The sequence below is a fragment of the Robertmurraya phoenicis genome, from assembly GCF_047302285.1.
Taxonomy (GTDB): Bacteria; Bacillota; Bacilli; order Bacillales; family Cytobacillaceae; genus Robertmurraya.
Genome location: NZ_CP154845.1, coordinates 2,453,383 through 2,467,147, shown reverse-complemented (window position 1 = coordinate 2,467,147; position 13,765 = coordinate 2,453,383). Strand labels below are relative to the sequence as shown.

The following is a 13,765-nucleotide window of genomic DNA, read 5'->3' as shown; positions in this document are numbered from 1 at the left end:
TGCAGGCTAGTTTAATGAAAACAGTTCTGCAAGCTTTTTTGTTATCGCAAACGGATAATGAATGAATGGATACATTATTGAGGTAAAATCGCCATGAAACGACGGTTTTAGTAGGAGTAATGTTTCCTCTGATTAGTTTTGGGGATACTGATTATTAATAAGATTCAAAAATATGGTTTGGAAATGGAGACTATGCATATGAATGAGAAGGAAATTATCATTGAAATTGATAAAATTAAATCAGGAAAAGCGAATATCATTTCTTTTTACCGCAAAAACAGATTAATCAATCGTGCTCCACTAAAGCTTAAGGATAAATCAGACACTTACAACTACCAGCATCGTCATCATTTTGATGGAGATGATTTAGAGAAAATTAGTGCGAAACAGTCATCTGTTTCACCTTATGATGGGCAAGGAAAAATAAATGTGTGGGCAGATGAAACGAAGAGCTCATTACAACAATTAATTTTGGATGGGAAATTCAATCGTGTGTTTACTAAAGGAAATACAAAGTATAATATCAAATTAGTTTGGGTTTCGGGTGAATAGGTTGCTAAAAAGCTATGTGAAGCAACTGATACCCTTACAATTTAGTTACTGTTAAAAGTCCTAGTTTTTTTACTAGGGCTTTTTATTGTATATAACAACACTAGAAAAGATTTAATAATTGAATATTCTTTATACTGAGTTAATATATAAGTAAGAATATAATAGAGTGGAGGATGATGAGCAATGGAAGCAAAGCAAACCGTGTATGTTAATGAGTTCACAAATGGGATTTTAGATCCGAGTGAAGAAATGCTTGGTCCGGTTAGGGATGGTGGTCATATTATTGCAAATACGACACCAGGGTGCTGGGGACCGATGATTACTCCTTGTATTCGTGGTGGACATGAAGTAACCAAGCCTGTGTATGTAGAGGGTGCAGAAGTTGGTGATGCAATTGCCATTCGAATTAAGTCCATTCAGGTCACATCGCTCGCTACTTCTTCTGGGAATGATAAACCTGTAGATGGCAGATTTCTTGGTGATCCTTTTGTTGCGGTTAAATGCCCTAATTGTGGACAGCTCTATCCTGAAACAAAGATAGAAGGGGTTGGCCCTGAGGCTATTCGTTGCATCAACTGCAATCAGGACGTTACCCCATTTGTTTTTACAAACGGGTATACGATTGCCTTCGATTCTAATCGAAAAATAGGTGTTACTCTCCATAAAGAAGCAGCCGAGGAAATAGCAAGGGATGGTCGTAACTTCATGTCAACTCCCGAAAATTCGGTTCAAAATCCTATAGTCACATTTGCTCCTCACGATATGGTAGGGACTGTTGCACGACTAAGACCATTTCTAGGGCAGCTTGGGACAACGCCATCAAGACCTATTCCCGACTCTCATAATGCAGGCGATTTTGGTCAGTTTTTGATTGGAGCTCCCCATGAATATGGAATTACGAAGGAACAATTAGAAAGTAGAACAGACGGCCATATGGATATTAATAGAGTAAGAGAAGGAGCCATTTTGATATGCCCTGTAAAAGTAGAAGGTGGAGGTATCTATATCGGTGATATGCATGCAATGCAGGGGGATGGAGAAATTGCTGGTCATACAGCAGACGTCTCGGGAATCGTAAATCTTCAAGTGAAAGTTCTCAAAGGATTAAATATCGAAGGACCGATTCTTCTTCCTGTTGCAGAAGATTTGCCTTATCTTGCAAAGCCGATGACGAAAAAGGAGAGAGAATCCGCACTTAATGTCGCAAAACAGTGGGGAGTGAACGAATTAGAAGAATCTCTTCCAATCTCCTTTATCGGTTCAGGTGCAACTTTAAATGAAGCGACAGATAACGGGCTAGCCCGTGGAGCGCAGGTACTAGGGATCGAAGTACCAGAAGTGATGAACCGAGCAACGATTACAGGCTCCATAGAAATTGGAAGAAATCCTGGAATTGTAACAGTAACGATGCTTGCACCAACTAAATATCTTAATCAACTAGACTTAACAGACTTGATAAAGGAACACTATCATTCTATTTTATAATAAAAGTATGCTTCACAGGCTATTGAAATCTTTTTAATAGCCTATTTCTCTTTATCAAAATTCAATTTTACCATTGAATATTAAGATGAAAGATTACTGAAAAGTCTTGAGGCATGATCGAGAAAAAGTGATATTTTCAATAACTAGGAGTACCCATTCTATAGATGAAAAGTTTTTTCAATTCTTCAACTTCCTTATGTGATTCCTTTCACAAATAGTTCATATATATGCTCACTGATTCACAATAATAAAAGGTATAATTTGGGTAGATTGAGGTTCATCCTTCATCCAATAAGAATCAGGAGGTTTTGTCATGAGTTTCGAACATGTGTTATCACCGATAAAAATTGGAAATTTAGAGCTCAAAAACCGTTTCATCATTCCAGCTATGGGAACACATCTAGGAGAGCCAAATGGTCAAGTGTCAGAACGTACGATTGATTATTATCTTGCTAGAGTAAAAGGTGGATATAGTTTAATTTTCACTGAATTTACATGTGTTGATCCAGAAGGATATGCGATGCCTGGTCAATTATTGATTTGGGATGATACGTTTATTCCTGGACATTTAAAATTAACGTCAGCTGTCCATGATCATGGAGGTTTAATCTTTTGCCAACTACATCATGCTGGTCGCGAAACGTCTCAAAATTTCACAGGAAAACAACCCGTCGGTGCTTCACCAATACCAAGTCCTACTTATAAAGAGGTTCCCCGTGAACTCTCCACTGAAGAAGTCTATCAAGTGATTGAAAAATATGTTGAGGCAGCAGTAAGGGCAAAAGAATCTGGTTATGACGGCGTGGAATTACATGGGGCACACCAATACATGATCGCACAATTTATGTCAGCCTATTCCAATAAACGGATCGATGAGTTCGGTGGCTCTTTTAAAAACAGGATGAGGTTTGCGGAAAATATTATCCAAGGTATTAAGGATAGATGTGGGCTCGATTTCCCAGTTAGTATCAGAATTAGTGCTGTTGAACCGGTTTCTGGTGGAAGAAAGCTAGAGGAATCTAGAATGGTAGCAAAAGCGCTTGAAGACGCAGGTGCAGACGTGATTAGTATATCGATAGGTGGTTATGGTGTCGGTCAAAATACATTAGCTCCTCAAGCTGTGATGCCTGGCTTTAATGCTGGAAATGCAGCGTATATAAAAGAAGCACTCACTGTTCCCGTCATCGTTGCAGGACGAATTAATGATCCTTATTTGGCAGAGGGTATTGTTGCTACAGGTTCTGCCGATCTGCTTGCACTAGGAAGAACATCTCTAGCAGATCCAGAGTTTCCGAACAAAGTAGCAGAGAACCGAGTGGAAGAAATTATCCCTTGTGTGGCTTGTCTGCAGCGCTGTGCTGGGGCAAGAGGAAGAGACGAGTGGGATACAGGCGTTTCCTGTACGTATAACCCATTTACCGGAAAAGAAGGAATTTTAAAAATTGAACCGGTTGAGGAAGCTAAAAAAATTGCGATTATTGGTGGAGGACCTGCTGGGTTGGAAACAGCGTGGATTGCGGCAAAAAGAGGTCATCACGTTACATTAATCGAGAAAAATGATCGTCCAGGTGGTCAGGTCGCCATTGGTGCGATGCCACCTCATAAACAAGAATTGATTAAAGCCATCCGGGCTTACGTAACTTTAGGTGAAAAATATGGTGTTACCTTCCAATATGGACAAGAAGCAACGCCAGAAATGTTGGTGGAGTTCGATGAAGTAGTTCTAGCAACGGGTGGAGTTCCAATACGTCCTGTTTTTGAAGGTATTGAAGAAGCTGGTGTTCTAGATGCAGTCGATGTCATTGAAGGAAAAGAGAGAGTGGGACAAAAAGTATTAATTATTGGTGGCGGACTTGTCGGTGTAGAAACCGCTGATCTTTTAGGAGAACATGGACACCAAGTGACCGTCCTGGAAATGAAAGCAGATGTTGCAACGGAAGAGCATTTTGATGTGAAGAGTATGCTGTTAGAGCGATTGAATCAGTATGGTGTTAAACTTTTGACCAATTCGGAAGTGAAGGCATTATCCAAAGGTGCAGTTCTTTTTGAAAGAAACGGGCAAGAGGAAAAACTAGAAGGCTTTGATCATATTATTCTCGCACTTGGAGCAAAAGCTTATAATCCACTTGAAGAACAATTAATCTCCCTAAGGAAAAATGTTACGGTTATCGGTGACGCTCTTCAAGCAAGAACCATTACGGAAGCAGTTTACGAAGGTGCAAAATTAGCCGTTAAAATCTAAGTTTATTTCTATAAAAATTTTTATCCATCACTCGATTACGTAGTAACACCTAAAAAAAAGGATAGAGGCAGTGATTTATCTACTGCACATCTATCCTTTTTCGATTATTTTAAATGTTTCTTTAATCGTGCTGCTAGCGGAACAACGATAATACCAGCGATGACGACTTGCATGATGTTTCCTGGTACGGAACCAAATGGTAACATCCAGTTACTGTATAGAAGCACTTCCGCAAAATAGTAACCTACCACTTTGATGATTAAAGCAACGGCAACAGCCATTGAATAAACGTATAACTTTTTACCTGGAAGCTTTTCAGCGATTAATCCAGCAAGATAACCCATCGCTCCGACAATAACAAACGTAAATGGGGCCCAGGCGGTCCAACCAGAGATAAGGTCAAATAACCCCATTCCGACAGCGCCTGCGATCGCTCCAGATTTTCTGCCATAAAGAAAAGCAGCTATAAAAAGAGGAACATTTCCTAAGTGGATGAGTCCTCCATTACCCATAATAGGGAGTCGGATATTAATGAACATCGTTGATACAAAGACCAATGCAATAAAAAGAGCATTAATGACCAATGTTTTTGTTTTCACTGATTGTTTTGGTGCCAAAGTTGAATTCATCTGTTAACCTCTTTCCATTTTTTAAATACTATCATACTACGAAAAATGAATTAAATAAATAAATAATCATATTTTGTTACAATATGTTATCGTATAATTATTTAACCGACGTATTATGACCCATTTTGTCTTAGAGCGGAGACCTTATATTATGTCTTGGAAAAAATTCTTAATCTATCAATCGATCATTTTTATCGCCATTATCCTAGTAGCTGTTTATTCAGATCCCTACATTGGAAATCCGTTTTCTCATATTGATTTAATCGCAATGTTGGTCACTGTTCCATTATATATATTGCTTGTTGGTTTTAATGGTAAGTTATATAGCCGTTTTAATACAAGGCTTATAAACAAAATTATCTTTTCGATTATCGCCTTCATTATCGTGTTCATACTATTCGTAGTTGCAGAAAATATATGGTTTGAAGTTACAGGTCATATGTTATTTGGTTAATAAATTGATATAAAAATTGAAAATTAAGAAATTTGTGATACGATCAAATTAACAAGAGTACTCTTGTTAATTTGGTTGAAAAGGGTGATGAAATGACAAAACGATGGGGATTTACGTACATATTTTGTAATGATTTAGCGAAAATGAAATGGTTTTATACAGAAATTCTTCATTTGGATCTTATTTGGGATAGCACGAATACGTTAGCTTTTAAAATCGGTGATCATCAATTAAGTATCGATTTCCACGAATATTACACCCCGTTCGCATCCGGTTTTTCAATTCAACCAGGTTGGCAAGGTGGTACAGAACCGAGAATAAGCTGGTCATTAGAGTGTGATAAAGAAGATTTCATTCAAATAGTACATTCCGCAACTCGTCATGAGATCCCTACATACTATCACATACCAAAGTGGAACGGTTATTGGAGCTTTCCGATTTTGGACCCTATGAATCATACGATTGAAATTACTTGTACGGAAAAGAGTATAAACGTATGAAGGAGAAGCTAATTTGACTAGCGGGCAACTGAAAGCAGGTTATGGACTTGACCAAAATGGTTTTATTAATTGGGTAGAGGAACCGCCGCGAGAAAGAGAAACCGTTTCTGAACCCTGTGAAAACTTTATTCATGAAGCCCAATTATAGAGACATAAAAAGAGTCGTATTGCGTTAAAAAACGTCAAATACGACTCTTTTATTTATTGATAAAAATGAATGTTTGTGTTAAATTTATATAGATGTACATTGTATTTATAAAATAATCTCTAATATCCCTATCTTAATTATACAATGTAATTTATTTATTCGTCAACCTTTATATAAAACTTTTTTTGGGAGTGTTAGCCAATGGATTCAAATTTTAGGCAGGAGCAAAAGCGAGTAGACGTTGTAATGGAAATCATAACGGATGAGCTCAATCGATTGGAAGAAGAAAAGTCTAAACGTAAAAACGAAGTAGTGGATATTCGCAAGCACTTTTGGGATGAAGTAAAGGTGAATTTAGATTCCTTTGACGATTATCTTGAAACCATTATTGGTTTGAGGCAAGAGGTACAGGCGTTGTCCGTTAGCCAAAGTAGTCATAGACATGCAGCAAAGCGATTATCTACGTTACGACGCATGCATGAGGTTCCTTATTTTGGACGAATTGATCTATTGGAAGAAGGAACAACAAAGCCTGAAAAAATTTATATCGGGATTTCCACACTTAGGGATCCGAACGGTGACGATTTTCTTATATATGATTGGAGGGCTCCCGTCTCAAGTGTTTACTACGATTATCAACCTGGTTCTGTAAAATATGAAACTCCTGGAGGTACGATCCACGGCATTTTGGAGAAAAAGTGGCAATATTTAATTCGTGGTGGCGAACTCCAGTCAATGTTTGATACGAGTCTCACAATTGGAGATGAAATCTTACAGCAGGTTCTTGGCAAAGGGACAGATAAGAAAATGCATAATATCGTCGCTACGATCCAACAGGAACAAAACAAAATCATTCGTCATGATCTTGGGAGACTTCTCATTGTCCATGGTGCAGCAGGAAGTGGCAAAACTTCGGCTGCGATGCAACGAATAGCCTATTTACTTTACAAGTATCGAGATCGTTTGAATGCTGATCAAATTATTCTCTTTTCTCCGAATACGATGTTTAATAGTTACGTGTCCAATGTACTACCTGAACTCGGTGAAGAGAATATGCAACAGGTCACCTTTCAAGAATATCTAGACCATCGACTAAGCAAAGATTTTCAAGTAGAAACTCCTTTTGAACAATTAGAATATGTTTTGACTGGGGCGAAAACCCCTTCATACCAATCAAGGATAGCGAGTGTTCAATTCAAAGCATCAACGCACTTTTTCGAAGCCCTCCAATCATACAGACAGTCATTAGAAAACTCAGGAATGCTATTCAAAGATATTGTCTTCAGGGGGAAAACGATTATAACGGCACAGCAAATAGGAGATAGGTTTTATAGGGTGGATACGTCCCTCCGTTTCCATAATCGCCTTGAAAATTTGAAGGATTGGCTCATCAAGCAGATAAAAGAAATCCATAAAGACGAATGGAAAAAGTCGTGGGTACAGGAAGAGATTGAACTTCTCAGTAATGATGAGTATCATAAAGCCCATCATCACCTAGCAGAAAAACGAGGGTTTAAAAGAGAAGAGGTTGCCGACTATGAGATGGAGCCGAAAGCACTAGCTCGATTGATTGTTCAGCAAAAATTAAAACCATTAAGAAAACAAATTCGTGCCTATCGTTTTATCAATTTAACGGAAATCTACAAGCAACTTTTTGGGGAGCCTCAGCAAATTAAGAAGTGGATAAACGAGGAGGTTCCAGCTGATTGGCCAACTATTTGTCAATCAACAAAAGAAATGTTGGAGGAAGGGAAACTATTTTATGAGGATGCTACTCCATTTCTATTGTTGAAAGAGCTGATTGAAGGCTTTCATATCAATAGCTCAATTAGACATATCGTTGTCGATGAGGCGCAAGATTATTCTCCATTTCAATTTGAGTTCTTGAAACGTCTATTTCCTGCAGCGAAGATGACAGTACTTGGGGATTTTAATCAAGCGATATTTGCTCATGCAAGCGAAATGGTTGATTTCAACACCCTTACCAATTTGTATGGATCGAGTGAAACGGAAGTGATCAATATTGCAAGGAGTTATCGTTCAACGAAACCGATTATTGAATTTACACGAAGACTTGTTCCGAATGGTGATAAGATCATTCCATTTGAACGGAATGGTGAGAAGCCTATGCTCATACAAGTGAACAATCACGAGGAGCTGCACAGATCGATTGTTTCCAAAGTTACTGAATTAAAAGAACGTGGTTATCATAGCATCGCGATCATTTGCAAATCGGCGGAAGAAAGCAAAAATGCTTATGAAGCTCTTTCTGAAATTAATGAACTCAAACTTCTGAAGAGCACTTCCCTTGAATACGAACAAGGAGTAGTTGTTGTACCATCGTATTTATCAAAGGGGATCGAATTCGATGCAGTCATTATGTATGATGCCTCAGAGAATGTATACGATAATGAGAGTTTGCGTCGAACTTTCTATACTGTCTGCACGAGAGCGATGCATGAATTGCATCTTTATAGTGTGGGAGAACCAACTTCATTTGTAAAAGATGTTTTGGAACAAGGTGTCATTCAATATACTTAATCAAAATGATTGTAATCTTTCTTTCACGAAAATCAAGTATTACAATTATTATTTCAACAAAGTATAATCGGATATGGGAGTTGAGACAATTTGAATAAAGAGACAATCGCAAATATCCGAAAACAATTTAAATTAAATAACAAGCATATGCAAATTCGTGAGATTTTCAATGTTTATGTAAAGAAAGAATCTGGAGAAATCTATACCCATATTTGTCAGCCATTCGATATGCTTGAAAAAGAAGCACAGGAATTATTTTTGGCAAATTTTAAAAAGGTTTTAACTGGTCAGCTGGATACGAAATTATTTGAATTAAAATTTCAACGTGATGTGGTAGGGAGTACACAAGAAATATTGTTTGAATCTCTTCAAACAGACCTATCTGATGACTGGCAGCAACATATGCTCCAAATTGTGGAAAAAATGTTTTCCGTTAAAGTATATGAATTCGATACAGTAGTTACCTTTATCCGCGGTGAGTATCAAAAGCCGACAAGAAAGCGAGATCCTGAATCAGAAACAGGTGGAGATGATGAAGTATATTCCAGCTCTTTTGTTTTCTGCAGCTTTAACAAAGCGGATCAGCCGAAAAAATCATTAACCTTTGATTATATTGAAAGAGAATTTAAGCCAAATACAAACTTAGATCCTATTATCAATTTGACTGCGCCTTTAGCTGGTTTTATGTTTCCTGCCTTTCATGACAATATGGCTGATGTAAATCATATTCTATATAGTGCAGGGAAGGCAAATGAGCCAGACTATCGATTCATCGAAGAGGTTCTTAATTGTGAGGATATCATCACTGCTGAAGAAGATAAGGCAACCTTTGAAATCATTTTACAAAAGGTGATAGGGGATGAGTTAGATACAGAAACGATCTCCAATGTCTATGAGGAAATCGATCGGGTCGTACAAGAAAATGAGGAAAATGAAGATAATGAAGATCCGAAGCTTGATTACAAAGATATTGAACGTATCTTGACAGTTAGCGGCGTCGAAAATGTCGATACGGAGAAAGTAGAATTTGCATTTAAAGACGTTATCGAAGATGAAACACACGAATTCAAAGCAACGAATCTCGTACCGAAGAAAATTAAAATTAGCACCCATGTAGCTGAAATTAAGATCAACCCAAAAGAAATGAAAAAAGTAAAATACATCATGTTCGAAGGAAAGAAATGCTTACTCCTCGAAATCGAAGAAGACATCCTATTAGAAGGATTTAAACTAGAAACGCTCACCCTTTAAGCGGGACGTGGGGACAGGTTCGTTGTCCCCATCAGCAAAAACATTCAGTGCCCATTACTTGTCGTTTGAGACAAGTAATAGGCACTTTTTTTATGGAAAAATCTTACTTAAGCGATGCTGGTCTTCCAAGATAATAACCCTGGCCAATTTGACAAAATCAGGTTGGATCTCGATAATCTTTTGACTACAGGCAATTCCTGTACCGACATCATCAATCGCGATTTTTACTCCTTGTTTCTTTAATTCGATAATAACTCTTTTTAATTCTGACATATTCCAGTTGTTTGCTTCACTAATCGTTTCATTAATTTCGAACACGATCCGATTTTTTCGAATCCCAAATTGGTCTAGATTTTGGTCGAGAAAATCAAAAAAATCTTCTTGTATTAAAGTAGAGGGGAAAACATTTAAGAATAGGAATATATTTTCTTGAATATGAAAACTAGATAACCCTTTTTTGATTGCGATTCGATCAAGAATGTTTACCTGTGAGTCTAATCTTGCTGTCTCGAAAAGAATATTAGGTGGTATTTCATTTTCTGAGCGTAATAAAGACTCATAACTAAATAATGTATGTTTTTCTAAAAGATAGAGTGGTTGATAATAGGTATATAATTTGTCAACATCCATATCAATAACGGTCGCCACTTCTGAAACACTCCTAACCTAGTGAATTTAAAATGGACCAAACAACTTCGTTTATAATAACTCTCCCATCATAAATAGTATCATTTGATATTCACTATAATTTAGAAATATATGACAAATATGAAAACTTTTTTTGAAACCTAAAAAATATAAACGAAAGGAAATAATCTATTTTTACTCGATAAATGGCCATACTTAATTTCCCCCTCATACATATTCTGATAATAAAGTGCTACACGGTATATAAGGAGGTGAGGAAGGTGGCAAGATCTCCCCGTTTCTGTATGTTCCCTGGCTACAACTGGTGTGGTCCAGGGTGTAGTGGTCCTGGTGCACCTATTAATGCAGTAGATGCAGCGTGTAAACAACATGATTTATGCTACCAGTGGACAAGAGACCGATGTCGTTGTGATCAAGAGTTTATTCAACGTCTAGAGCCATTGCAAAATCGTTATACAGTTGAAGGACGTCATGCGAGAGTTCTATTAAACCATATGAGAATACTTAGAGGGATTAATTGTCTTTTTAGAACTAAATATCGCCAAATCCATTGAAGAAGCAATAGAAATGGTTAAAAAAGCGAGACCTGAAGTAGAAATTCATCCTGAATTTGTGAAGGACTTACAGTAACTATATCCCGATCGATAAGGAGAGAGGACTATCCACTTGAGATAGTCTTTTCTTTTTATGAATTTTTTCGAAAATTTCACAACTTTTTTTATCCTAATGCGTCTAAATATTGATTTTAATGAAGGAGGGGAGTTGTTTAGACAGTCAAATTGAAGAATGGTATGACGTGTATAGCTATCCTATTTTTAAATTTGTTCTTTTGATGGTTCAAGACTATCAGCAGGCAGAAGATTTGACACAAGAGACATTTGTGAAGGCATACAAAAGTATGCAAGCTTATAAAGGAGAGTCGAGTCCAAAAATTTGGCTATTTCGAATTGCGCACAATGTCACGATTTTTACTATATTAGTGGTGATAATGTCAACAAAGAACAAGTTATTCAAGTCGCGGAACAAATCAAAATTAATGAACAGTAACACGGAGACTCCTTAATATAACTTTTTCTCGTCAAATATAGATTCTTGCCATTTAAAATAACCATAAATGATGATAGAAAAAACACAAATAGGGGGACGAGGGACCTGTCCCCTCGTCCCTATGTCCACCACATAGCCCCGAGCGATTCTTTAAACATAATTGGTTTCAATGTGCTAATCGCTTTCGTTAACCCCTCATCAATAGACATTAAGCCATCCTCATGTTCAATGCTTACTACATAATCGTAATCATAAAGACGGAGCGTACTTAACATATCGGCCCAAACTTTCGAATCATGCCCATAGCCGACAGTGCGAAAATACCAAGAACGATTTTTCATGTCCGCATAAGAGGTCATATCGGTAATTCCATTTCGATTTTGATTAGGTTGATCCATAATCGTATCTTTTGCATGGAAGTGATGAATGGCATTTTCACGTCCTAATATTTTGATTGCCTCAACAGGGTCAATTCCTTGCCACCACATATGACTAGGATCAAGATTTGCTCCAATGGCTGGTCCGCATTCTTTTCTTAATCTAAGAAGAGTAGCTGGTGTATGAACAGAGAATCCTCCATGTAATTCAAGACCGATTTTCACTTGATGCAGTTCAGCAAACTGAGCTTTCTCTTTCCAATAGGGAATGATTTTTTCCTCCCATTGCCATTTCAAAATTTCCTGAAATTCATTTGGCCAAGGGGCAACTGGCCAGTTTGGATATTTTGCGTCTTCATGATCACCAGGACAGCCAGAAAATGTATTCACAACAGGAATTTCTAAGGCGCTTGCGAGCTGAATCGTTTTTGTTAAAAGTGTATCCGCTTCATCACGAATGGCCTTCTGTGGGTGAAGGGGGTTTGAATGACAACTTAAAGCGCTTACAATTAAACCGCGTTTTTTCACATTTTCCATAAATTCCGTTTGTTTTGCTTGATCAGCTAATAATTCATCTACATGACAATGGGCATTGCCTGGATAGCCTCCAGTTCCAATTTCTACAGCTTCAATTCCAAGTGCTGCAACATGATCTAGCATTTCATCTAATGGCTTATCTGAGTACAGCACAGTAAATACTCCTAATCTCATAAAATATACCTCCTCATATCATTATGTAATCCGTTACATTTCATTATAGCAAAAATACAGCTAAATACTAAATAAAACTCACAATATATTAATTATTTTATGATGATTGACAAAATAAAGAATTGATTTTACAATTTAAATTGTAATCGATTACATTTACTATTAGTTTGAAAGCGGGAAGTTTGATGGCGAATATTCAAGAAGTAGCACAAAAAGCAGGGGTTTCAGTTGCCACCGTTTCGAGAGTGCTTAATAACAATTCAACTGTGTCTGCACGGACAAGACTAAAAGTGGAGAATGCAATAAGAGAACTGAATTATGAGCCAAGTATGCTTGGTAGAAATTTGCGGAATTCAGAAAGTCGACTGCTATTAGTACTGATTCCAAGCATCTCAAATCCCTTTTACACAGATATCATTAACGGGATTCAAAATACGGCAATTGCACATCATTATAATATCCTCCTATGTGAAACAAATTCGAATCCTGAGCGAGAAAACATTTATTTTAATATGGTTAAAAACAAATTGGCGGATGGCGTAATTTCCATGGACCCAGCTGTAAATATGCAAAAATTGATTGAGCTCGCAGAAAATCATTCTATTATTCTATGTAGTGAGTATGATGAAGGCAATATGATTCCGTACGTGAGCATTGACAATGAATTGGCGGCATATCATGCGGTGAAGCATTTGATTAAATTAGGAAATGAAAAAATTGCGCTCATTAATTCAGATGAAAAATTTCTCTATGCAAGACAAAGAAGAGCTGGTTATGAAAGAGCTTTGGCAGAGTTTCATCTCCCATTCCGCGAAGAATGGATTTATCATACCACTCAGCTCGATTTTCAAGATGGGGTTCAGGCGATGAGAATGCTCTTGAAATTAGATAAACGACCTTCAGCCGTTTTTGCTGTTTCCGATACGTTGGCGATTGGTGCTTTAAAAGAAGTCAATGCTCAGGGCTTACATGCACCTGATGATATCGCAGTGGTGGGGTTTGATAATATTAGCTTTTCCAATATGACCAACCCAACTTTAACGACGGTATCACAACCGATGTATAAAATGGGTCTTACCGCTGCAACGATGCTAATCAATAGCATTCAGGAAAAGAAGGTAGAAAGTATTTTGTTGGATCACGAATTAATTATCCGTGAGTCGACGATGGGATAAGGAGA

The 13,765-nt window shown here is 37.4% G+C and carries 14 protein-coding genes; 11 read left to right on the top strand and 3 right to left on the bottom strand.

Annotation, left to right across the window (positions count from 1 at the left end; translation table 11 throughout):
• Positions 1 to 198: 198 nt before the first annotated feature.
• From AA0X71_RS12210 to AA0X71_RS12200, 3 genes are all read left to right on the top strand, one after another.
• Positions 199 to 552 (top strand): hypothetical protein, encoded by a 354-nt coding sequence (locus tag AA0X71_RS12210; RefSeq protein ID WP_413355590.1) that lies wholly within the window; start codon positions 199 to 201, stop codon positions 550 to 552.
• A 183-nt stretch (positions 553 to 735) separates the two neighbouring features.
• A complete protein-coding gene (locus AA0X71_RS12205) occupies positions 736 to 2,037 on the top strand; it encodes an acetamidase/formamidase family protein (RefSeq protein WP_413355589.1) in 1,302 nt (433 codons plus the stop codon).
• A 313-nt stretch (positions 2,038 to 2,350) separates the two neighbouring features.
• Positions 2,351 to 4,279, top strand: coding sequence for an FAD-dependent oxidoreductase (locus AA0X71_RS12200; protein WP_413355588.1), 1,929 nt, complete (start codon positions 2,351 to 2,353; stop codon positions 4,277 to 4,279).
• A gap of 104 nt (positions 4,280 to 4,383) precedes the next feature.
• Here AA0X71_RS12200 and AA0X71_RS12195 read toward each other — a convergent pair whose 3' ends face one another.
• Positions 4,384 to 4,908, bottom strand: coding sequence for an ECF transporter S component (locus AA0X71_RS12195; RefSeq protein WP_413355587.1), 525 nt, complete (start codon positions 4,906 to 4,908; stop codon positions 4,384 to 4,386).
• Between the two features lie 151 nt (positions 4,909 to 5,059).
• Between AA0X71_RS12195 and AA0X71_RS12190 the strand changes: the two genes are divergently transcribed.
• The 5 genes from AA0X71_RS12190 to AA0X71_RS12170 all read left to right on the top strand — a co-directional run bounded on the left by AA0X71_RS12190 (position 5,060) and on the right by AA0X71_RS12170 (position 9,802).
• Positions 5,060 to 5,362 (top strand): hypothetical protein, encoded by a 303-nt coding sequence (locus tag AA0X71_RS12190; RefSeq protein ID WP_413355586.1) that lies wholly within the window; start codon positions 5,060 to 5,062, stop codon positions 5,360 to 5,362.
• Positions 5,363 to 5,454: 92 nt separating this feature from the next.
• Positions 5,455 to 5,862, top strand: a complete 408-nt coding sequence (locus AA0X71_RS12185) for a hypothetical protein (RefSeq protein ID WP_413355585.1) — start codon at positions 5,455 to 5,457, stop codon at positions 5,860 to 5,862.
• Between the two features lie 13 nt (positions 5,863 to 5,875).
• A complete protein-coding gene (locus AA0X71_RS12180; protein ID WP_413355584.1) occupies positions 5,876 to 6,010 on the top strand; it encodes a hypothetical protein in 135 nt (44 codons plus the stop codon).
• 201 nt (positions 6,011 to 6,211) lie between these two features.
• Positions 6,212 to 8,551 carry an RNA polymerase recycling motor HelD gene (gene helD / locus AA0X71_RS12175; protein WP_413355583.1) on the top strand — a complete coding sequence of 780 codons (2,340 nt, stop codon included), beginning with the start codon at positions 6,212 to 6,214 and terminating at the stop codon, positions 8,549 to 8,551.
• A gap of 90 nt (positions 8,552 to 8,641) precedes the next feature.
• Positions 8,642 to 9,802, top strand: a complete 1,161-nt coding sequence (locus AA0X71_RS12170; protein WP_413355582.1) for a DUF4317 domain-containing protein — start codon at positions 8,642 to 8,644, stop codon at positions 9,800 to 9,802.
• Positions 9,803 to 9,892: 90 nt separating this feature from the next.
• On the opposite strand, the gene AA0X71_RS12165 is transcribed toward AA0X71_RS12170, so the two are convergent.
• Positions 9,893 to 10,450, bottom strand: coding sequence for an EAL domain-containing protein (locus tag AA0X71_RS12165; RefSeq protein WP_413355581.1), 558 nt, complete (start codon positions 10,448 to 10,450; stop codon positions 9,893 to 9,895).
• Between the two features lie 260 nt (positions 10,451 to 10,710).
• Here AA0X71_RS12165 and AA0X71_RS12160 point away from each other — a divergent pair, with 260 nt between their 5' ends.
• Both AA0X71_RS12160 and AA0X71_RS12155 read left to right on the top strand, forming a co-directional pair.
• Positions 10,711 to 11,004: a phospholipase gene (locus tag AA0X71_RS12160; protein ID WP_413355580.1), complete on the top strand. Its 294-nt coding sequence runs from the start codon at positions 10,711 to 10,713 to the stop codon at positions 11,002 to 11,004.
• 194 nt (positions 11,005 to 11,198) lie between these two features.
• Positions 11,199 to 11,513 (top strand): RNA polymerase sigma factor, encoded by a 315-nt coding sequence (locus AA0X71_RS12155; protein ID WP_413362579.1) that lies wholly within the window; start codon positions 11,199 to 11,201, stop codon positions 11,511 to 11,513.
• Between the two features lie 103 nt (positions 11,514 to 11,616).
• Here AA0X71_RS12155 and AA0X71_RS12150 read toward each other — a convergent pair whose 3' ends face one another.
• The gene (locus AA0X71_RS12150; protein WP_413355579.1) at positions 11,617 to 12,585 is read right to left on the bottom strand and encodes a sugar phosphate isomerase/epimerase family protein; all 969 of its coding nucleotides are present in this window, start codon (positions 12,583 to 12,585) and stop codon (positions 11,617 to 11,619) included.
• Positions 12,586 to 12,770: 185 nt separating this feature from the next.
• Between AA0X71_RS12150 and AA0X71_RS12145 the strand changes: the two genes are divergently transcribed.
• Positions 12,771 to 13,760, top strand: a complete 990-nt coding sequence (locus tag AA0X71_RS12145) for a LacI family DNA-binding transcriptional regulator (RefSeq protein ID WP_413355578.1) — start codon at positions 12,771 to 12,773, stop codon at positions 13,758 to 13,760.
• Positions 13,761 to 13,765 lie beyond the last annotated feature (5 nt).

Excerpts from the sequence above, each read along its gene's own strand:
- AA0X71_RS12200 (WP_413355588.1), top strand. The coding sequence starts at position 2,351 with ATGAGTTTCGAACATGTGTTATCACCGATAAAAATTGGAAATTTAGAG.
- AA0X71_RS12195 (WP_413355587.1), bottom strand. The coding sequence starts at position 4,908 with ATGAATTCAACTTTGGCACCAAAACAATCAGTGAAAACAAAAACATTG.
- AA0X71_RS12190 (WP_413355586.1), top strand. The coding sequence starts at position 5,060 with ATGTCTTGGAAAAAATTCTTAATCTATCAATCGATCATTTTTATCGCC.
- AA0X71_RS12210 (WP_413355590.1), top strand. The coding sequence starts at position 199 with ATGAATGAGAAGGAAATTATCATTGAAATTGATAAAATTAAATCAGGA.
- AA0X71_RS12145 (WP_413355578.1), top strand. The coding sequence starts at position 12,771 with ATGGCGAATATTCAAGAAGTAGCACAAAAAGCAGGGGTTTCAGTTGCC.
- helD (WP_413355583.1), top strand. The coding sequence starts at position 6,212 with ATGGATTCAAATTTTAGGCAGGAGCAAAAGCGAGTAGACGTTGTAATG.
- AA0X71_RS12185 (WP_413355585.1), top strand. The coding sequence starts at position 5,455 with ATGACAAAACGATGGGGATTTACGTACATATTTTGTAATGATTTAGCG.
- AA0X71_RS12205 (WP_413355589.1), top strand. The coding sequence starts at position 736 with ATGGAAGCAAAGCAAACCGTGTATGTTAATGAGTTCACAAATGGGATT.
- AA0X71_RS12155 (WP_413362579.1), top strand. The coding sequence starts at position 11,199 with ATGAAGGAGGGGAGTTGTTTAGACAGTCAAATTGAAGAATGGTATGAC.
- AA0X71_RS12150 (WP_413355579.1), bottom strand. The coding sequence starts at position 12,585 with ATGAGATTAGGAGTATTTACTGTGCTGTACTCAGATAAGCCATTAGAT.